This is a genomic window from Nonomuraea sp. NPDC050227, assembly GCF_044459705.1.
In the GTDB taxonomy this organism is placed as follows: domain Bacteria; phylum Actinomycetota; class Actinomycetes; order Streptosporangiales; family Streptosporangiaceae; genus Nonomuraea.
In genome coordinates this window covers 98,791-118,041 of the sequence record NZ_JBITJF010000015.1, presented here as the reverse complement: position 1 = coordinate 118,041, position 19,251 = coordinate 98,791, and the positions used below count along the sequence as shown (strand labels likewise).

The 19,251-nt window shown below is 73.5% G+C and carries 20 protein-coding genes; 17 read left to right on the top strand and 3 right to left on the bottom strand.

Annotation, left to right across the window (positions count from 1 at the left end):
* Positions 1-35: 35 nt before the first annotated feature.
* Positions 36-524 carry a helix-turn-helix domain-containing protein gene (locus ACIBK9_RS43540; protein ID WP_358282985.1) on the top strand — a complete coding sequence of 163 codons (489 nt, stop codon included), beginning with the start codon at positions 36-38 and terminating at the stop codon, positions 522-524.
* Positions 525-558: 34 nt separating this feature from the next.
* On the opposite strand, the gene ACIBK9_RS43535 is transcribed toward ACIBK9_RS43540, so the two are convergent.
* Positions 559-1,407 (bottom strand): NAD(P)H-binding protein, encoded by an 849-nt coding sequence (locus ACIBK9_RS43535; RefSeq protein WP_397164852.1) that lies wholly within the window; start codon positions 1,405-1,407, stop codon positions 559-561.
* Positions 1,404-2,435 (bottom strand): saccharopine dehydrogenase NADP-binding domain-containing protein, encoded by a 1,032-nt coding sequence (locus ACIBK9_RS43530; RefSeq protein WP_397164850.1) that lies wholly within the window; start codon positions 2,433-2,435, stop codon positions 1,404-1,406. The genes ACIBK9_RS43535 and ACIBK9_RS43530 overlap by 4 nt, the downstream gene beginning before the upstream one ends.
* Before the next feature lie 67 nt (positions 2,436-2,502).
* Here ACIBK9_RS43530 and ACIBK9_RS43525 point away from each other — a divergent pair, with 67 nt between their 5' ends.
* Complete coding sequence (locus ACIBK9_RS43525) at positions 2,503-3,105, top strand: TetR/AcrR family transcriptional regulator (protein ID WP_397164848.1); 603 nt, start codon at positions 2,503-2,505, stop codon at positions 3,103-3,105.
* On the opposite strand, the gene ACIBK9_RS43520 is transcribed toward ACIBK9_RS43525, so the two are convergent.
* Positions 3,091-3,648, bottom strand: a complete 558-nt coding sequence (locus ACIBK9_RS43520; RefSeq protein WP_397164846.1) for a hypothetical protein — start codon at positions 3,646-3,648, stop codon at positions 3,091-3,093. The genes ACIBK9_RS43525 and ACIBK9_RS43520 overlap by 15 nt on opposite strands.
* Positions 3,649-3,758: 110 nt before the next feature.
* On the opposite strand from ACIBK9_RS43520, the gene ACIBK9_RS43515 reads away from it, so the two are divergent.
* The 15 genes from ACIBK9_RS43515 to ACIBK9_RS43445 all read left to right on the top strand — a co-directional run bounded on the left by ACIBK9_RS43515 (position 3,759) and on the right by ACIBK9_RS43445 (position 19,246).
* Positions 3,759-5,099, top strand: coding sequence for a lanthionine synthetase LanC family protein (locus ACIBK9_RS43515; RefSeq protein ID WP_397164845.1), 1,341 nt, complete (start codon positions 3,759-3,761; stop codon positions 5,097-5,099).
* Between the two features lie 346 nt (positions 5,100-5,445).
* Positions 5,446-5,964 carry a flavin reductase family protein gene (locus tag ACIBK9_RS43510; RefSeq protein ID WP_397164843.1) on the top strand — a complete coding sequence of 173 codons (519 nt, stop codon included), beginning with the start codon at positions 5,446-5,448 and terminating at the stop codon, positions 5,962-5,964.
* Positions 5,961-6,872: a glutathione S-transferase C-terminal domain-containing protein gene (locus ACIBK9_RS43505; RefSeq protein WP_397164842.1), complete on the top strand. Its 912-nt coding sequence runs from the start codon at positions 5,961-5,963 to the stop codon at positions 6,870-6,872. The genes ACIBK9_RS43510 and ACIBK9_RS43505 overlap by 4 nt, the downstream gene beginning before the upstream one ends.
* Positions 6,869-8,191 carry an NtaA/DmoA family FMN-dependent monooxygenase gene (locus tag ACIBK9_RS43500; RefSeq protein ID WP_397164840.1) on the top strand — a complete coding sequence of 441 codons (1,323 nt, stop codon included), beginning with the start codon at positions 6,869-6,871 and terminating at the stop codon, positions 8,189-8,191. Before ACIBK9_RS43505 ends, ACIBK9_RS43500 begins: the two co-directional genes overlap by 4 nt.
* A complete protein-coding gene (locus ACIBK9_RS43495; RefSeq protein WP_397164838.1) occupies positions 8,188-9,357 on the top strand; it encodes an LLM class flavin-dependent oxidoreductase in 1,170 nt (389 codons plus the stop codon). The genes ACIBK9_RS43500 and ACIBK9_RS43495 overlap by 4 nt, the downstream gene beginning before the upstream one ends.
* Complete coding sequence (locus tag ACIBK9_RS43490; protein WP_397164836.1) at positions 9,354-10,388, top strand: LLM class flavin-dependent oxidoreductase; 1,035 nt, start codon at positions 9,354-9,356, stop codon at positions 10,386-10,388. The genes ACIBK9_RS43495 and ACIBK9_RS43490 overlap by 4 nt, the downstream gene beginning before the upstream one ends.
* Entirely contained in the window at positions 10,385-11,473 is a 1,089-nt protein-coding gene (locus tag ACIBK9_RS43485; RefSeq protein WP_358283002.1) for an LLM class flavin-dependent oxidoreductase, read from the top strand. The genes ACIBK9_RS43490 and ACIBK9_RS43485 overlap by 4 nt, the downstream gene beginning before the upstream one ends.
* 145 nt (positions 11,474-11,618) lie before the next feature.
* Complete coding sequence (locus ACIBK9_RS43480; protein ID WP_397164835.1) at positions 11,619-13,241, top strand: TIGR04028 family ABC transporter substrate-binding protein; 1,623 nt, start codon at positions 11,619-11,621, stop codon at positions 13,239-13,241.
* Positions 13,238-14,167, top strand: coding sequence for an ABC transporter permease (locus tag ACIBK9_RS43475; protein WP_397164834.1), 930 nt, complete (start codon positions 13,238-13,240; stop codon positions 14,165-14,167). The genes ACIBK9_RS43480 and ACIBK9_RS43475 overlap by 4 nt, the downstream gene beginning before the upstream one ends.
* Positions 14,164-14,952, top strand: coding sequence for an ABC transporter permease (locus ACIBK9_RS43470; RefSeq protein WP_397164833.1), 789 nt, complete (start codon positions 14,164-14,166; stop codon positions 14,950-14,952). Before ACIBK9_RS43475 ends, ACIBK9_RS43470 begins: the two co-directional genes overlap by 4 nt.
* The gene (locus ACIBK9_RS43465) at positions 14,949-16,496 is read left to right on the top strand and encodes a dipeptide ABC transporter ATP-binding protein (protein WP_397164832.1); all 1,548 of its coding nucleotides are present in this window, start codon (positions 14,949-14,951) and stop codon (positions 16,494-16,496) included. The genes ACIBK9_RS43470 and ACIBK9_RS43465 overlap by 4 nt, the downstream gene beginning before the upstream one ends.
* Positions 16,493-17,485 (top strand): putative FMN-dependent luciferase-like monooxygenase, encoded by a 993-nt coding sequence (locus ACIBK9_RS43460; RefSeq protein WP_364325420.1) that lies wholly within the window; start codon positions 16,493-16,495, stop codon positions 17,483-17,485. The genes ACIBK9_RS43465 and ACIBK9_RS43460 overlap by 4 nt, the downstream gene beginning before the upstream one ends.
* The gene (locus ACIBK9_RS43455; RefSeq protein WP_387668525.1) at positions 17,482-18,066 is read left to right on the top strand and encodes a CMD domain protein; all 585 of its coding nucleotides are present in this window, start codon (positions 17,482-17,484) and stop codon (positions 18,064-18,066) included. Before ACIBK9_RS43460 ends, ACIBK9_RS43455 begins: the two co-directional genes overlap by 4 nt.
* Positions 18,063-18,629, top strand: coding sequence for an alkylhydroperoxidase domain protein (locus ACIBK9_RS43450; protein ID WP_357990849.1), 567 nt, complete (start codon positions 18,063-18,065; stop codon positions 18,627-18,629). Before ACIBK9_RS43455 ends, ACIBK9_RS43450 begins: the two co-directional genes overlap by 4 nt.
* Positions 18,626-19,246: a VOC family protein gene (locus ACIBK9_RS43445; protein ID WP_397164830.1), complete on the top strand. Its 621-nt coding sequence runs from the start codon at positions 18,626-18,628 to the stop codon at positions 19,244-19,246. The genes ACIBK9_RS43450 and ACIBK9_RS43445 overlap by 4 nt, the downstream gene beginning before the upstream one ends.
* Positions 19,247-19,251 lie beyond the last annotated feature (5 nt).

Genomic DNA, 19,251 nt, shown 5'->3' with positions numbered 1-19,251 from the left:
GTAACCAGCAGCATTTTTGGTCACCATAAGGAGCCATGGAAGACGGAACTTCGATGTCCCTCGGTCACTGCGGGGATACCGACTACGACGTGCTGCAATGGGACCAGCGGGAGGACTGCGAGGTCAGGCAGATCCTCGACCGGATCGCCGACAAGTGGTCGCTCCAGGTGATCGCGCTGCTCGACCGGCGCAGCCTGCGCTTCACCGAGCTGCGCCGCATGATCGACGGCGTGAGCCAGCGCATGCTGACCAGGACCCTGCGTCACCTGGAGCGCGACGGCCTGGTAAGCCGTACCGTCCATCCGACCGTGCCGCCCCGCGTGGACTACGCGCTGACGCCCCTCGGCGGCACGTTGCACGCCACCATCCGCGCCCTGGTCACCTGGACCGAGGAGCACCAGGGCGAGATCGCCACGGCCCGCGCCGCCTACGACGTGCGGATGGCGGCCGAGCAGGCGGCGGCGGCCGAGGAGGAGGCCGGGCGGGAGGCCGTCGCCCGCGGCGTGCTCGCCGGCCTGCGCTGACCGACCTGGTGGAGGCGGGCCGGCCAGGACGGGGTCAGCGCCGGGCGGCGGCGAACTCCCCGATCGTCACCGGACGACGCCCGCCGACGCGCTCGATGCTCTCGGTGACCCGGTAGAGCGGGTGGTCGCCGGAGCCGATGAAGCGGAAGATCGCCCACAGGTGGCTCAGGTGCTCGACGGCGTACGGGTCGCGGTACACCTCGTGCGCCCGCCGCTCCCACTCCTCGGGCGGCAGGTCCGCATAGCGCACGCCGAGGGCGTCGGCGGCCTCGGCGGCCGTCGCCATCTGGCCCGTCACCAGGCACACCGGGTCGGCCGGCGCCGGGTCCAGCAGCAGGCCCGCGCCCACCCGCGCCACGTCGGCGGCGGCGACGAGCGGGATCAGCGTGTCCGGCGGGCCCAGCGGGAGGGCCAGCTCGCCGTACGCGTCCGCCACGACGGCCAGGTTCTCGAAGAAGACCGCCGCGCGCAGGTGCACCGCGCCCACCCCCGCCCAGTCGAAGACCTGCTCCGACAGCCAGTGGCGGCGCATGCGCGGCGTCCCGGCCTCGGGCTGGGCGTCGAGCTGGGAGACCTCGACCACCCGCTCCACCCCCTCCTCCCTGGCCGCCGCCGCGAACGCGCCGGTCGCGTCGAGCAGCCCGGCCGTCACCGGATAGGTGAAGTACGCCCGCCGCACCCCACGCATCGCGGGCCGCACGTCCCTGATCTCGCGCAGGTCGCCGACGACGACGTCCGCGCCGAGCTTGCGCAGCTCGCCGGCGCGCTCGTCGTCGCGGTGCACGAAGGCGCGCACCGGCTGGTCGCGCTGGAGCAGCTGTTCGGCGACCTGCCGGCCGGTGCCGCCCTGGGGGCCGCCGGCCGCGCCCGTGACCAGGATCATCGCCCGCTCCTTCCCGGCAGGGTGAGCCGGAGCAGCCCGAGTGCTTCGAGGTCGCGCAGGAACGGCTCGGCGGGGAACGCCTCGGCCGGGGCGAAGACGCCGGGCCCGGGCCCGTGCCCGCCGGCCAGCCGCACCGCGGCCTCGACCGAGGCCAGCGCGCTGAGCCGCCACAGGTCGCGGCCGGTGATCCGGCCGGCCGCGCCGCCGTCCTCGGTGACGACCTGGACGGCCACGGTGAACTCCGAGCCCGCCCTGGTCTCCGGGTCGGCGGCCTCGCCGGTGAACGCGCCCTCCTCCTCGAAGGTGTGCGCGGTGAGCTGCGCCTCGACCCAGCGGGCCGGCACGTGCCTGGGCACGGTGACGACCTCCGACGACGGGATCGGCGCGATCATCGTCCGCGGTCCGAGCGGCGGCGGGAAGGGGAAGACGGCGTTGCGCGGCTCGACGTACCCGACGTGCTGGGCGCCGTCGCTGAAGGTGATGCGGCGGGTGTCGGCGAACAGCAGCTCGGCGGTCTTGCGCGCGCCGGTGGTCAGCCGCCAGCCGGACACGGCGTACGCGCTGGTCACCCGGTCGATGCCGGTCAGCCCGGCGGACACGGCCGCGGCCAGCAGGTCGCCCATGCCGCCGTAGAAGCTCATGGCCGTGATCATCGTGATGCCCGCGGCCGCGGCGGGCTCGGACATGGTGTCGAACATCCACTTGGTGTGGTGCTGCTCCAGGGCGTGGTCGACGTAGTGGCAGCCGGACGCCGCCGCGGCGCGGGCCACGGGCCGGCCGGTGTCGGTGAAGGGCCCGGCGCAGTGGACCAGCACGCCGGCCTCGGCGGTGAGGGCCCGCAGGGCGTCGGCGTCGTCGAGCGGGGCCTCGTGCACGCGGGCTCCGCCGAGCTCGTCGGAGACGGCCTTGAGGCGGGCGGCGTCGCGGCCGGCCAGGATCACCTCCAGGCCGCGGGCGCGTAATTCCGCCGCCACCAGGCGTCCGGTATGACCACTTGCTCCGTAGACGGCGATGGGTTCTGCGGACACGATCGGCCTCCATGTTCCATACTTCTGGTACGTGATTCGAACATACGTACTAGGAGTATGGAAGTCAATGAGCCGCCGTACCCAGGCAGAACGCACGGACGAGACGACGGCGCGGCTGGTGGGCGCCGCACGCCGGCTGTTCGGCGAGAACGGCTACGCCGACACCTCGATCGACGCCGTCGCCGCCCGCGCGGGGGTGACCAAGGGGGCCGCCTACCACCACTTCGGCGGCAAGCCGGCGCTGTTCAAGGCGGCGTTCACCGGCGAGCTGGCCGAGGTCGCGGCGGCCCTGGAGCACGCCGGGGCCCAGGAGGACGACCCGCTGGCGGCGCTGCGCCGGGGCCTGCGCACCTTCCTGGAGCACTGCCTCGACCCGGGCTTCCGGCAGATCGTGCTGCTCGACGCGCCCTCGGTGCTGGGCTGGGAGACCGCCCGCGAGATCGAGTACGACCACCTGCTGCGCGTCCTGGCCGGCGGCCTGCGCCGGGCCGCCGAGGGCGGCCGGATCGAGGGCGGGAACGCGCCCGCCCGCGCGCAGCTCGTGTTCGGCGCCGTCTGCGAGGGCGGCATGCTGCTGGCCCGCTCCGCCGACCCGGACGCCGACCTGCCGATGATCGCCGCCGAGCTGGACCGGCTGCTGTCGGCGCCGCGGCCGTCAGTGGCCGGTTGAGTGGCCGGTCCGGTGACGGGGCGCGTGGGGCGGCGCGTGGCCCGGCGCCGCCGGAGTGGTCGCGGGGCCGGGCGAGCCGGCGGGGGACTGGGTCGCGTTCTGCTTCACGGGCACGTACACGCGCACGGCCCCGGCGTCGCGGAAGGTGAAGGTCATCGGCACGGTGGCGCCGCGTACGCCGGTGACCGTGCCGAGCGGCTGGTCATTGGCGCCCACGGGCTGGCCGGGCCGGATGTCGGCGGCTGCGGCGGAGAGCTGCACCGAGCCGCCGCCGCCGTCGACGGTGATCCGCTGGAGCTGGTCGGGCTTGTGGCCGTCGTTGATCAGCACGGCGTAGAGGGTCTGCTCGGCGGCGGGCGAGGTCGGGGAGGCCGCCTGGCCGGCGGCGGCCCGAAGGTGGGCGTTGCGCACGTGCATGACGCCCTTGGCGTCGGCGTTCGCGCCGTCGTTCTGCGGCAGGTGCTGCCCGGTGTCGTATCCGGTGTTCGTGCAGCCCGTGACGCCCAGGGCCAGGATCGCGGCACAGATGATGGGACGCTTCACGACGCCCTCCCCGTTCGATACTCGACGTCACCGTTCCGTTACCCGCGATGATGGAGGCGAACCCTTGAGGAAAGGCCGATTTTCCTACCGGAAGTGTGGGAGAATGGAGTATGGGCTTGGACCGGACCCGCTCGCCGAGTGAGCGCGCCGAGACTCCGCTGACCGCCGCGATCATGGCGGGCCGCTGGATCCGCACCGCCGCCGTCGACGACGGCAGAGGCCGCCACTGGCGCGCCAACCCCGACCCCCGTGGCAGGTCGGCCGCCGCCGGCGACTCCGCCTCCCTGTACGCGGGCGCGGCCGGCATCGTGCTGTTCTTCCTGGAACTGGCCGCCGCGACCGGCCACGAGGCGTACCTGGACGACGCCCGCAGAGGCGCCCGCTACCTGGCCGCCACCTGGCGCGAACGCGCCGACCTGACCCTCTACCACGGCCTGACCGGCACGCTCGTCGCGCTGATCGAGGCCGGCTGGGCCTTCGGCGACGGCGTCTTCGAGGAGGAGGCCGTCGCGGTGGCCGACACGATCGTCCGCGCCGCGCGCCCGCTGGACGGCGGCCTCGGCTGGACCCGCGAGCCCGCCCAGCGCGGCGACGGCGGGATCGTGCTCGGGCTGCTCCAGGCCGCCGCCGCGCTCGGCGTGCGCGGCTACGAGGAGACGGCGGTGGCGGCGGGCGAGCGCATCGCCGGGCTCGCCGTGCCCGGCCATCGTTTCGGCGACTGCGCCGACCTGCCGCTCGACGCCGTCACCCCGGGCTTCCTGTCCGGCACGGCGGGCACCGCCTTCCTGCTGGCCAGGCTCTACGGCGTCACGGGCGAGCGGCGTTTCCTGGAGGCGGCCGCCCGTGGCGCGGGCTTCGTGCGCGAGGTGAGCGCGGTGGCGGGCAGGTGCGCCGTCGTCCCGCATCACGTGCCGCAGGGGCGCGAGCTGCACTACCTGGGCTTCTGTTCGGGCTCGGCGGGCGTGGCCCGGATGTTCTACGAGCTGTACCGGGTCACCGGCGACCCCGGCCACCTCGACTGGGTCGAACGGCTCGCGCACGGCGTCGTCGAGAGCGGCGCCCCCCTCCGGCAGACCGACGGCTTCTGGAACGTGGCCTGCCAGTGTTGCGGCGCGGCCGGGCTGCTCGAACTGTTCGTCGGCCTGTGGGCGGCGACCGGCGACGAAGCCCGCCTCGCGCAGGCCCAGGTGCTCGCCGGGCACCTCATCGGGCGCGGCGACAACCACGACGGCCAGGGGTTCCGCTGGTACCAGGCGTACCGGCGGCTGCGGCCGGGCGAGGTGAGCGCGGACACCGGGTACATGGTCGGCGCGGCCGGCATCGGGGCCGCCCTGCTCCACCTCGACGCCGCCATGCAGCCCCGGCAGGCGCGCCGGGTCATCCTGCTGCCGGACAACCCCTTCCCGGCGATCCCGGTGCCACCCGCCAAACTTCGCGATTCATCCCAATAAGGTATTCCCTTTAAAACCAGTAGGGAATATTGACTTGAGGCTCGCGGCGGCCTAGCGTCGTTGGCATGAGCCAGGGCACTCTCCTGACCAGGCGCCCGCACGTGGACTTCGGCCACGTCGCCAGCGCGCAGTGTCGTTGATCACGGACCAGCAGCCGCCCGCCTTCCCTGAGCGCTCCAGCGTGGCCGACGCCGTCCACGCCTCCGCTGACGAACCCTTACGTGCCCCCTTCCCGGCGCTCCCGGCCCGGCCGCCGGGAGCGGCGTGAGCACGCCCTCTCTCCCGTGAGGAGCCTTTCCGTGATCGCAAACAGAACCGTCCGCCCGTACCGAGCGGAGGCCGGCGCATGACCGACACCCTGCCCGACCAGCAGGCCGTCGGCGCCGACGTGTTCCGCCAGGCGCTCGCCGTGCACGCCAGCGGAGTGGTGGTGATCACCGCGCAGAGCGAGGGCATCCCCGTGGGGCTCACCGCCACCTCGTTCTCCTCGGTCAGCCTCGACCCGCCGCTCGTCTCCTTCTACGTGGACCAGTCCTCCACCACCTGGCCGTGGTTGCGGGGGGCCGACCACTTCGCGGTCAACATCCTGGCCAGCGACCAGGCCGAGCTGGCGGCGCGGTTCGCGCGCAAGGGGGTGGACAGGTTCGCCGCGCCGACGCGGTGGCGGGCGGGGCCGCTCGGCGCGCCGCTGCTCCAGGACGTCTCCGCCCACCTGATCTGCCTGCCGTACGAGAACGTCGAGGTCGGCGACCACGTGCTGGTCGTCGGCCTGGTGGCCGAGGCGGCCACGCACAACGCCGGCCGCCCGCTGCTCTACCACCAGGGCCGGTTCGGCCGCTTCCTACCCCACCAGGAGAACCTGTGACCGCCACCACCGGCACGCCGGTCTACGCCGGCCCGCTCGACCGCGTCGCCTACGGCCGCTACGGCCCCGGCCGCCTGCACCTGTCGGCCGGCTGGGACCGCCCGGTCTACCCCTTCCAGGACCGCGTCACCGCCGACGGGACCAGCGGCTACCGCGCCGAGCCCGGCCGCTACCACGTCTATGCCGCCTGGACCTGCCCCTACGCCCAGCGCGTCGCGATCGTCCGCAAGCTCAAGCGCCTGGAGGACGTCGTCTCGCTGTCGTACGTGGACGACGAGCGCGACGGCCGGGGCTGGGCCTTCAGGGAGCGCAGGGGCCCGGACCCGGTCAACGGGTTCGCCTTCCTGGAGCAGGCCTACGACGCCACCGAGAAGGGCTACCCGGGCCACATCTCGGTGCCCGTGCTCTGGGACAGGGCACGGCGCAGGATCGTCAGCAACAACTTCCCCGACATCACGATCGACCTGGCCACCCAGTTCGAGAAGTGGGCCGACACCTCGGTCGACCTCTACCCCGAGCACCTGCGCGCCGAGATCGACAAGCTGAACGCGTGGATCTACCACGACGTCAACACCGGCGTCACCCGGGTGGCCCCCGCCGGCACCGAGGCCGCCCGCGAGGACGAGCGCCACCGCGTCGTCGCGGCCCTGGAACGCCTGGACGAACGCCTGGCCGAGCAGCGGTTCCTGACCGGCGACACGATCACCGAGGCGGACGTGCGGCTGTGGGTGACGCTGGCCAGGTTCGACGCGCTGCACAACCGCGAGCACCTCATCAGCGAGCGCGAGCTGCCCGACTTCGAGCACCTCTGGGGCTACGCCCGCGACCTCTACCAGCGCCCGGCGTTCGGCGAGACCATCGAGGGCCTGCCCGCCGCCTGGGACACGCCGCACGGGCGGGGCCGGTGACGCGCAAGAGGCAGGTGCACCTCGCCGCGCACTTCCCCGGCGTGAACAACACCACCGTGTGGGCCGACCCCCGGTCGGGGAGCCAGATCGACTTCGCCTCGTTCGTCCACCTCGCCAGGACGGCCGAGCGCGGCACGTTCGACTTCTTCTTCCTGGCCGAGGGGCTGCGGCTGCGCGAGCTCAAGGGCCGCATCCACGACCTGGACGTGGTCGGCAGGCCCGAGGCGCTGACCGTGCTCAGCGCCCTGGCCGCGGTGACCTCGCGGCTCGGGCTCGCGGGCACGGTCAACGCCACCTTCAACGAGCCGTACGAGCTGGCCAGGCGGCTGTCCACGCTCGACCACCTGAGCGAGGGCCGGGCCGCCTGGAACGTGGTGACCACCTCCGACGCCTTCACCGGCGAGAACTTCCGCCGCGGCGGCTTCCTCGACCCCGCCGACCGGTACCGGCGGGCCGAGGAGTTCGTCCGGCTGTCGCGCGAGTTGTGGAACTCCTGGCAGCCGGACGCCGTGCTCGCCGACCAGGGCGCGGGCCGCTTCCTGCGGGAGGGCGCGATCGGCACGGTCAGCCACCGGGGCAGGCACTTCACCGTCGAGGGCCGGTTCACGCTGCCGCGCTCCCCGCAGGGACACCCGGTGATCATCCAGGCCGGCGACTCGGACGACGGCCGCGAGTTCGCCGCCGCCCACGCCGACGTGGTCTTCACCCCGCACGGCAGGCTGGAGGACGGCAGGCGCTTCTCCGCCGGCGTCAAGGGCCGCCTGGCCCGGTACGGCCGGGAGCCGCACCAGCTCAAGATCATGCCCGGCGTGACGTTCGCGCTGGGCGACACCGACGAGGAGGCCGCCGAGAACGCGGCCAGGATCCGGCGGCAGCAGGTCGGGCCGCAGACCGCGATCGCGTTCCTGGAGCAGGTGTGGGGACGGGACATGTCGGCCTTCGACCCCGATGGACCGTTCCCCGACGTCGAGCCGGACCTGTCCCAAGGCGTCTCCCAGGGACGGGTGCCGATCAAGGACCGCGCCGAGGTGGCGGCCAAATGGCGGGCGCTGGCCGCGGAGAAGGGGCTGAGCATCCGCGAGCTGGTGATCGAGGTCACCGGGCGGCAGACGTTCGTCGGCACCCCCGAGGGCGTGGCCCGGCAGATGGACGAGCACGTGCAGGCCGGCGCGGCCGACGGCTTCATCCTCGTCCCGCACCTGACCCCCGACGGGCTGGACGAGTTCGTCGACCGGGTGGTGCCGGCGCTGCGCGAACGCGGCGTCTTCCGCACGGAGTACACCGGGACCACCCTGCGCGAGCACCTGGAGCTGTCATGACGCTGCACCTGGCCGTGGCCCTGGACGGCGCCGGGTGGCACCCCGCCGCCTGGCGCGCGGCCCCCGGCACGCGGCTCTTCTCGGCCGGTCACTGGGCGGGGCTGGTCGCCGAGGCCGAGCGCGGGCTGCTCGACTTCGTCACCTTCGAGGACGCGCTGGGCCTGCAGTCCACCCGGCCCGACGGCCCCGACGACCGCACCGACCAGGTACGCGGCCGGTTCGACGCGGTGCTGCTCGCGGCCCGGCTGGCGCCGCTGACCACCAGGATCGGCCTGGTGCCGACGGCCACCACCACGCACACCGAGCCGTTCCACGTGGCCATCGGCATCGCCACCCTCGACCACGTCAGCGGCGGCCGGGCGGGCTGGCGGCCGCAGGTCTCGGCGCGGGCGAGCGAGGCGGCCCACTTCGGCCGCCGCCGGTTCGCCCCGCTCGACCAGGTGCTGAACCGGCCCGGCGGGGTGGACCTGTCGGCCGACCCGCACGTCCGCGCCCTGTTCGCCGAGGCCGCCGACGCCGTGGAGGTGGCCCGGCGGCTCTGGGACAGCTGGGAGGACGACGCCGAGATCAGGGACGTGGCCACCGGCCGGTTCGTCGACCGCGGCAAACTCCACCACATCGACTTCGAGGGCGGGTTCTTCTCGGTGCGGGGGCCGTCCATCACGCCCAGGTCGCCGCAGGGGCAGCCGGTCGTGGCCGCGCTGGCCCACGCCCGGCTGCCGTACGAGTTCGCGGCGGGCGGCGCGGACGTCGTCTTCGTCACGCCGCGCTCGGCCGAGCACGCGCGGGAGATCGTCCAGGAGGTCCGGGGGCTCTCCGGCGACCTGCGGATCTTCGCCGACCTGCTCGTCTTCCTGGGCCCGGACGCGGCCCGGCGCAAGGCGCGGCTCGACGAGCTGGACGGGGCCGAACTGACCTCCGACGCGGCGATCTTCACCGGCGACGCGGGGGAGCTGGCCGACCTGCTGCTGGAGTGGCGGCGGGCCGGGATCGAGGGCTTCCGGCTGCGGCCGGGGGCGGCGCCGTACGACCTGGAGCGGATCAGCCGGGAGCTGACGGCCGAGCTGCGCGGGCGCGGGGCCTTCAGGAGCGGGTACGAAGCCCGGACGTTACGCGGGCTGCTCGGCCTGCCGCGCCCGGCGAGCAGGTACGCGGAGGTGTCATGAAATTTCTGGGCATCACATTGATTGTCCACAGCGACGGCCGGTCACCCACGCAACGCTTTCGCGAGGTCGTCGAGACCGCCGTGCTCTTCGAGGAACTGGGCTTCGACGGCTACGGCGTGGGCGAGCGGCACGAGCGGCCCTTCATCTCCTCCTCGCCCCCGGTCGTGCTCAGCCACATCGCCGCCAGGACGTCCAGGATCAGGCTGTTCACCGCGGTCACCACGCTGAGCCTGCTCGACCCGGTCCGCGCCTACGAGGACTACGCCACGCTCGACCACCTGTCCGGTGGCCGGCTCGAACTGATCGTCGGCAAGGGCAACGGCGCGGCGCAGGCCAGGCTCTTCCACGTCACCGCCGCGGACCAGTGGGAGCGCAACCGCGAGTCGTACGAGCTGTTCCGCCGCCTGTGGCGGGAGGACCGCGTCACCTGGCAGGGCCGCTTCCGGCCCGCGCTGACCGACGCCGAGACCTGGCCGCGCCCGCTGCAACGGCCGATCAGGGTCTGGCACGGCAGCGCGACCAGCAAGGAGTCGGTCGAGCTGGCCGCCCGCCACGGCGACCCGCTGTTCTCGGCCAACGTCACCAACCCCATCGAGCCCTACGCCGAGCTGATCGACCACTACCGCGAACGCTGGGCCCATCACGGCCACGATCCCGCCGACGCCCTGGTGGGGGCGGGCAGCGCGGGCTACTACGCGGCCCGCACCTCGCAACGGGCCCTGGCCGAGTACCGGCCGATCTACCAGGCCCGCCTGGAGACGTTCCGGCGGGCCGGCGTGCGGCCGGTCTTCCCCACCCTGGAGGACGCCGTCGAGCGCGGCTCGATCCTGGTCGGCAGCCCGCAGCAGATCATCGACAAGGTGCTGCGCTACCACAAGCGGTTCGGGCACGAGGTCATGCACCTGCCCGCCGACGCCGACGGCCTGACGCCGGGGCAGCACCGGGAGACGCTGGAGCTGTTCCAGACCGAGATCGCGCCGGCGCTGCGCGCGGAGATCCCCAGCCGCCCGTTCCCCGGGAGCGCGTCATGAGCCTGTCCGTCCTCGACCTGGCCCCCATCAGCTCGGGCGGCACCGCGGGCCAGGCGTTACGCGACACGATCGAGCTCGCCCGGCGCGCGGAGGAGTTCGGCTACGCCCGCTACTGGCTGGCCGAGCACCACTTCGCCCCGGGCGTGGCCGGCTCGGCCCCCGCCGTGCTGATCGGCCTGGTGGCGGCGGCCACCTCGACGATCAGGGTCGGCTCGGGAGCCGTGCAGCTCGGCCACCGGACGCCGGTGTCCGTGGTCGAAGAGTTCGGGATCATCGACGCGCTGCATCCGGGCCGGCTCGATCTGGGCATCGGGCGCTCGGGGCGGCGCGGGGCCGAGCCGGCTCCCGCACGTCCCGCGAGCACGGAGGCCAGGGTGGTGGACGGGCTGCTCGTCCCGCCGCCCTTCGACTGGTCGCGGCTGGCGAAGATCCCCCGCCTGGCCTTCCAGGCGAGCCTGCTCCAGCAGCCCGGAGCGGTGACGCCCGACTTCGCCGACCAGGTCGACGAGGTGCTGGCGCTGCTCGGCGGGACCCACGAGGCCCACGTGACGCCCGGCGAGGGGGCCGACGTCCAGGTGTGGATCCTGGGCAGCAGCGGCGGGCAGAGCGCCCGGGTCGCGGGGGAGCGTGGGCTGCCGTTCGCGGCCAACTACCACGTCAGCCCGTCGAGCGTGCTGGAGGCCGTGGAGGCGTACCGCGAGGCGTTCAAGCCGTCGGACGAGCTGGCCGAGCCGTACGTGATCGTGTCGGCCGACGCGGTGGTGGCCGAGGACGAGGCCAGGGCGCGTGAGCTGGCCTCGCCGTACGGGTTGTGGGTGCGCAGCATCAGGACGGGGGCGGGCGCGATGCCGTACCCGACGCCGTCGGAGGCGGCCAGGCACGTCTGGACCGAGGCCGACCGCGCGCTGGTCAAGGACCGGATCGACACGCAATTCGTCGGCACGCCGCGGGCCGTGGCCGAGGGGCTGCGCGTGCTGCGCCGGGTCACCGGGGCCGACGAGCTGCTGGTCACCACCATCACCCACGACCCCGCCGACCGCGTGCGCTCCTACGAGCTGCTCGCCGAGGCCTGGGCGCGTCCGTGACCCGGAGACGCCCGTGACCTGGGACCGCCCGTGACCCGGAGACGCTGCTGACGCTGCGACCGAAGCCCCTGGTGGCTTCGGTCGCGCGTTTGCTGTAGCCTTTTCCTACTTTTTAGGTATGTTTTGTCTGAAAGGCAGTACCCCCATGTCCTCATCCAGCCTGCGCACCGCAGCCGTCATGCTCGCCGTCGTTGGGCTCCTCGGCGCCTGTGGCGGCCAAGGGGGTGCTGCCGGCGCGGCGCCGTCCAGCGGTCAGCCGGTCTACGGCGGCACGCTGACCTACCTGGAGCACCAGCCGCCCACCTGCCTCTACCTGCCGGCCGCCGGCTTCTATCCCAACGGCGGCATCCTCAACCAGATCACCGACAAGCTGACCTGGCAGAACCCGCAGACCCTGGAGATCGAGCCCTGGATCGCCACCAAGTGGGAGGTGAACGGGGACGCCACCGAGTACACCTTCCACCTGCGCCAGGGCGTGACCTTCAGCGACGGCAGCCCGCTCGACGCCGCCGCCGTCGCCGCCAACTTCGACGTGTACGGCCTCGGGAACACCGAGCTCAAGCTCCCGGTCGCCGAGTTCGTCAACAACTACGAGCGCAGCGAGGTCGTCGACCCGCTGACCGTGAGGTTCCACTTCAAGAAGCCCTCTCCCGGCTTCCTCCAGGGCACCTCGGTCATCGGGGCCGGGCTGGTGTCGAAGAAGACGATCTCGCTGCCGTACGAGCAGCAGTGCCAGCTGAAGAACATCGTCGGCTCGGGCCCCTTCACGCTGAAGAAGCAGATCGTCGACAAGGAGGTGGACCTGGCCGCCCGCAAGGACTACGACTGGGCGCCGCCGTCGTCGAAGCACCAGGCGCGGGCGTACCTGGACGAGATCAAGATCATCGTGACGCCCGAGGACAACGTCAGGGTCGGCGCGCTGACCTCCGGCCAGGCCGACTTCGTGCGCTACGTCCAGGCGTACGACGAGAAGACCGTCAAGGACGCCGGCTTCCAGATCTACGCCGAGCCGACCAGGGGCGTGAACAACGGCCTGTACCTGCGGCCGTCCAACAGCATCCTGAAGGACCTCGACGTGCGCAAGGCGCTGCAGGCGGGCACCGACGTCAAGGAGGTCGTGGACACCCTGTTCACCGCGAGCTACCCGCGGGCCACCTCCGTGCTCAGCCACCTCGCCCAGGGCTACCTCGACCTGTCCAAGGACCTGGCCTACGACCCGGCCAAGGCCAACGCGCTGCTCGACAAGGCCGGCTGGACCAGGGGCGCCGACGGCGTGCGCGAGAAGGACGGCGTCAAGCTGCGGCTGGGCGTCTTCGTCGCCGGCCCGCAGCCGCTGTCCAAGCAGACGCTCGAACTCGTCGGCCAGCAGTGGGCCAAGCTCGGCGTGCAGCTGGAGATCCGCCCCGCCGACGCCGGCACCCAGGCCGTGGACATCAAGGACGCCGAGAAGACCGCCGTCGCGCACAGCATGGTCGGCCGCGCCGACCAGGACGTCATCAAGAGCCACTTCCACAGCCAGAACCGCGACGTCATCCTGTCCAAGGACAAGAAGCTCGACACCCTGCTGGAGGAGGAGTCCGCCGAGCCCGACAACGCCAAGCGCAACGCCAAGGTCGGCGAGATCCAGCGGTACGTGATCGACCAGGGCTACGCCATCCCCCTGTTCGAGGAGCCCCAGGTGTACGGCGGCGCGCCGTACGTCAAGGGCGTGGCCTTCGAGGCGGTCGCCCGGCCGTGGTTCTACTCGGCGTGGAAGGCCCAGCAATGACCAGGTATCTCCTGACGCGGGCCGGGCAGGCGGTGCTCGTGTTGTGGGCCGCCTTCACCGCGAGCTACGTGCTGCTGCAACTGCTGCCCGGCGACTCGATCCTGATCAAGTTCCAGAACCCCGAGCTCGGCCTGTCGCCGCAGCAGATCGCCGACATCCGGGCCTACTACAGCGGCGGCTCGCCGGTCGGCGAGTACGTGCGCACCCTGACCGGCTTCCTGACCGGCGGCTTCGGCTACTCGATCGACACCGGCACCCCGGTGGTCGAGCGCCTGGGCGAGGCGCTGCCCGAGACGGCCCGGCTGGCCTCGGCGGCGTTCGTCCTGGCGGTGCTGCTCGCCGTGGTGATCGCGTTCGTGGCGAGCTACAGCAGGACGTCGTGGCTGCGCGGGGCGCTGCTGTCGGTGCCGTCGCTGTTCATCTCGGTCCCGGCGTTCTGGCTGGGGATCCTGCTGATCCAGGTCTTCTCCTTCCGGCTGCGGCTGGTGCCGGTCATCGGGGGCGGCGAGCTGCAGCAGCTCGTCCTGCCGGTGCTGACGCTGGCCGTGCCGATCTCGGCGCCCATCGCCCAGGTGCTGGCGCGCGGCATCGACCAGGTGTACGCGCAGCCGTTCGTGCCGGTGATCGCGGCCAAGGGCGCCACCCGCTGGTGGATCCTGTGGCGGCACGTGGCGCGCAACGCCGTCCTGCCGACGCTGACCGTGGCGGGCCTGACGTTCGGCGAGCTGATCGCGGGCTCGGTCGTGACGGAGACCGTCTTCGGCCGCAACGGCATCGGGCGGCTCACCGAGCAGGCCGTGACCGCCCAGGACACGCCGGTGATGCTGGCCGTGGTGGTGCTCGCCGCGGCGGTGTTCGTCCTGGTCAACTTGGTGGTGGACGTGTTGTTCCCGGTGCTCGACCCGCGGCTGAAGGCGGCGTCGTGAGGGCGGGCCTGATCCTGGCCTGGACGGTGATCGCCGTGGCGCTGCTGTGGGCGGTCGTCCCGGGGCTGTTCACCGGGTACGACCCGATCGCCGGCGTGCCGGTCGAGAAGCTCCAGGCGCCGAGCGCGCAGCACCTGTTCGGCACCGACGCCGTCGGGCGGGACGTGTTCGCGCGGGTGGTGCACGGGGCCGTGCACTCGTTGTCGGGGGCGTTCGTCGCCGTCGCGGTCGGCCTGCTGCTCGGCACGCTGCTCGGGCTGCTGGCCGGCTCGCTCGGCGGGGTGCCCGACGCCGCCGTCATGCGGGTCGTGGACGTGCTGCTGTCGGTCCCCGGCCTGCTCCTGGCCCTGGTCGTGATCATCCTGCTCGGCCCGGGGACGGTGAACGTGGCCGTCGCGGTCGGCGTCGGCTCGGTGGCCGCGTTCGCCCGGCTGTCGCGGTCGGAGGTCGTCCGGGTGCGCCGCACCGACTACGTCGAGGCCGCGTTCGGCAGCGGCGGCCGGTTCACCGCCGTGTTGTGGCGGCACGTGCTGCCCAACTCGCTCGGCCCCGTCGTCGCGCTGGCCGCCCTGCAGTTCGGCGTGGCCATCCTGGCCATCTCGACGCTCGGCTTCCTCGGCTACGGCGCCGAGCCGCCGACCCCCGAGTGGGGGCTGCTCATCGCCGAGGGCCGCAACTACCTGGCCACGTCCTGGTGGCTGACCACGCTGCCCGGGGCCGTGGTGGTCGCGGTCGTGCTCGCCGCCGGCCGGATCAGCCGGTCCATCGCCAAGGAGTCCTCGTGAGCCTGCTCGACGTCCGCGACCTCGCGGTCTCCTACGACGGCCGCCCGGCGGTCCACGGCGTCTCCTTCACCGTCGAGCCGGGTGAGGTGGTCGCGGTGGTCGGCGAGTCGGGGTCCGGCAAGACCACGACCGCGCACTCGATCATCGGCCTGCTGCCGCGCAACGCCTCGCTCGACCGCGGCAGCGTCCTGCTGGGGGAGAACGACCTGGCGACCTGGTCGCCGCGGCGGATGGAGTCCGTCCGGGGGGCCCAGATCGGGCTGGTCCCGCAGGACCCGTCCAACTCGCTCGACCCGGTCAAGACGGTCGGGGCGCAGATCGCCGAGGTGCTGCGCATCCACAAGCGCGGCGACCGGGCCGCCGTCCGGCGCCGGGTCGTCGAGCTGCTCACCCGCGTCGGCCTGCCCGACCCCGAGACGCGGGCCCGCCAGTACCCGCACGAGCTGTCCGGCGGCATGCGCCAGCGCGTGCTGATCGCCATCGCCGTCGCGCTCGAACCCCGGCTGATCATCGCCGACGAGCCCACCAGCGCCCTGGACGTCACCGTGCAGCGGCGCATCCTGGACCTCATCGACGACCTGCGCGCCGAGTTCGGCACCGCCGTGCTGCTGGTCACCCACGACCTCGGCGTGGCCGCCGGCCGCTCGGACCGGCTGGTCGTCATGAAGGACGGCCGCGTCGAGGAACAGGGCCCGACCAGGGGCGTCCTGGCGGCGCCCGGCGCGGACTACACCCGCAGGCTGCTGCACGACGCCCCCGCGCTGTCGGCCCGCCCCTTCCGCGAGCCGGTGGCCGCCGAGCCCGCGATCGTGGTGCGCGACCTGGTCAAGGAGTTCCGGTCGGGGCGGCGGCCTTTCCGGGCCGTGGACGGCGTCTCGTTCGAGGTGCCGCGCGGCACCACGCACGCGCTCGTCGGGGAGTCGGGGTCCGGCAAGACCACCACCGCGCGCATGGTGGTGCGCTTCGCCGAGCCCACGTCGGGCACGGTCACCGTCGCCGGGGCGCCCGACGGCCGCGGCTTCCGCCGGCACGTCCAGCTCGTGCACCAGAACCCGTACGGGTCGCTGGACCCGCGGCAATCGGTCGCCGACATCGTGGAGGAGCCGTTGCGCAACTTCCGGCTCGGCGACCGGGCCGCCCGCCGGGCCCGCGTCGCGGAGCTCCTCGACCGGGTGGCGCTGCCCGCGGACGTGTCGTCGCGCCGGCCGCGCGAGCTGTCGGGCGGGCAGCGGCAGCGGGTGGCCATCGCCCGCGCGCTGGCCGCAGGGCCGGAGGTGCTCGTGCTCGACGAGGCCGTCTCGGCGCTCGACGTCACGGTCCAGGCGCAGATCCTCGACCTGCTCGGGCAGCTCCAGCGCGACCTCGGCCTGACCTACCTCTTCATCTCGCACGACCTGGCGGTGGTGCGGCAGATCTCGCACACCGTCTCCGTCATGAACAAAGGACGCATCGTGGAATCAGGATCCACCCGGCGGGTCTTCACCGACCCGGCCGACGACTACACCCGCGAGCTGCTCGCCGCCATCCCGGAGCCGGTGCGATGAGGCTCGGCTTCTTCACCCGCGTCCTGGACGAGGCGCCCCCGGCGGAGCGCTACCGGCTGGCCGCCGAGCAGATCGCGCACGCCGAGTCGCTCGGGTTCGACACCGCCTGGGTGGCCCAGCACCACTTCGACGGCGAGGAGGGCGGGCTGCCCGCGCCGCTGGTGTTCCTGGCCCACGTGGCGGCCCGTACCAGCCGCATCCGGCTCGGCACCGGCATCATCACGCTGCCGCTGGAGCACCCGGTGCGGGTGGCAGAGGACGCCGCCGTACTCGACCTGCTCACCGGCGGGCGGCTGGAGATCGGGGTGGGCAGCGGCGGGACGCCGTCGTCGTTCGGGCCGTTCGGGCACGACAGCGGCGACCGCGCCGCCCTGTACGCCGAGCACCTGTCGATCCTGCTCAGGGCCTGGTCGGGGGAAGACCTGGGCGGCGGCAACCGGCTCTACCCGCCCGCGCCCCGGCTGCCCGGCGCGATCTGGGAGGCGACGTTCTCGGCCGCCGGCGGAGCGCGCGCCGGCCGGGCGGGCAACGGGCTCATGCTCTCGCGCACCCAGCCCCGGCCGGCCGACGACCCCCAGGCGACGCTGGCCGACCTGCAACGGCCGATCGTGGACGCCTACTACGAGAACCTGCCCGCGGGCGTCGTCCCGCGCATCGTGGCCTCGCGGACCGCGTTCGTGGCCGACAGCCGGGCAGAGGCGCTGCGCTGGGCCGAGCGGGGGCTCGGGCGCGGCCGGCTGCCGTGGGAGCTGCCCGGCGGCGACCTCGACAGCCGCATCGCCGCCTTCGACGTGCACGTGGGCACCCCGCAGGACGTCATCGACAGCCTGCGCGCCGATCCGACCCTCGAACGGGTCACCGACCTGGTCTTCCAGGTGCACTCGGTGGACCCGCCGCACCCGCTGGTCCTGCGTTCGACCGAGTTGCTGGCGACCGAGGTCGCCCCCGCGCTCGGCTGGCTCCCCTCCACCGAAATGAGCTCCACATGATCAACGACGTCATCGACCATCTGGCCGGGATAAGACCGGGCTCCCGCCTCGACAAGCTGCGCGACCTGCGGCCCGCCGCCCGCGAGCACGCCCAGCGCGGCTTCGACGCGCTCTTCACCCCCGACGAGGAGGGCGAGGTCACCCTCGTCGAACGCGACGCCGTCGCGGCCTTCGTGGCCGGGCTGCACCGCGACGCCGTCGTCGCCGGCTTCTACGCCGACCGGCTCGCCGAGCTGGCCCCCGGCCTGCTGAAGGCCGTCGAGACCGAGGTCGAGGCGGGCGCCACCACCGGCCCGTACGGCGTCTACCCCGCGCCGCTGGCCGCCGAGAGCGACGAGGGCCTGCGCTACCGGGTCCGCAACCCGGACGAGCTGGGCGTCCGGCTCACCGCCGCGTTCGAGCACGCGCACCTGCTGGTGTTCCGGCCCCGCGAGGCTGATGAGAAGGCCCTGGAGGCGCTGGCCGCGGCCGGCTGGAGCCCGACGGGCGTGGTGACGTTGTCGCAGCTCGTCGCCTTCCTCGCCTTCCAGGTCCGGGTGGTCGGCGGCCTGCGGCTGCTCAACGCGGAGGTGGCGGCGTGAGCACCGGCTTCACCCAGGAACAGCTCGGCTGGCGGCCCTGGCTGCCGCCGCTCGCGCCGGAGGAGCTGACCGAGGCCCACTACGAGGCGCTGGTGGACCGGGCGCGGGCGTCGTCGCCGTACTTCCTGCTGCTGGCCCGCGACCCCGAGATCCTGCACGCGCGCACCAAGACCGACAACGACATCTTCTACAACGCCGACGGCGGGCTGCCGCGCGCCGAGCGCGAGCTGGCCGCGACCGCGACCTCGCGGCGCAACGGCTGCGTGTTCTGCGCGTCGGTGCACGCCCGCTTCGCCGCCCACCACTCCAAGCGCCCGCAGGACGTGCAGCGCCTGCTCGACGAGGGGGTGGACGCGCCGCAGGACGGCACCTGGCGGGCGGTCGTCGACGCCTCGGTCGCGCTGGCCGCCACGCCCGTGGAGTTCGGGCCCGAGCACATCGCGGCGCTGCGCGCGGCCGGGCTGGACGACCTGGCGATCAGCGACACCATCCACGCCGCCGCCTTCTTCAACTGGGCGAACCGGCTCATGCTCTCACTCGGCGAACCGGAGGACCACCGATGACCGACCGCCACCTCGACCACCTCGTCTATGCCGTTCCCGACCTGCTCGCGGGGGTCGAGGACTTCGCCGCGCGGACCGGTGTGCGGCCCGTCCGGGGCGGCAGCCATCCCGGGGGCACCGCGAACTACCTGGTGCGCTTCGGGCCGACCGCGTACCTGGAGATCATCGGGCCGGACCCGGAGTCGGAGGTGCGGCCGCGGGCGTTCGGGCTGGCGACGCTGACCGAGCCGCGCCTGGCCGCCTGGGCCGTGCATCCGCAGGACCTGGACAAGACCGTGGAGCTGGCCCGCGAGCGCGGCTACGACCCCGGCGACGTGCAGCCGCTGTCCCGGCGCACCCCGTCCGGCGAGCTGCTGGAGTGGCGGCTCACCCGGCGCGAGGACCCCGCCGCGATCCGTCCGGTGCCCTTCCTCATCGACTGGGGGACGACCACCCACCCGGCCGCCACGGACCTGCCGCAGCTCGGCCTGGTCTCCTTCGCCGCCGTCCACCCCGACCCCGGCGCGCTCCGCCGCGACCTGGCCGCCCTCGACGTGACGCTCGACATCACCGAGGGGCCGGAGCCCGGCCTGCGGGCCGTCGTCGACACCCCGCTCGGCCACGTGACCCTGAGCTGAACCCC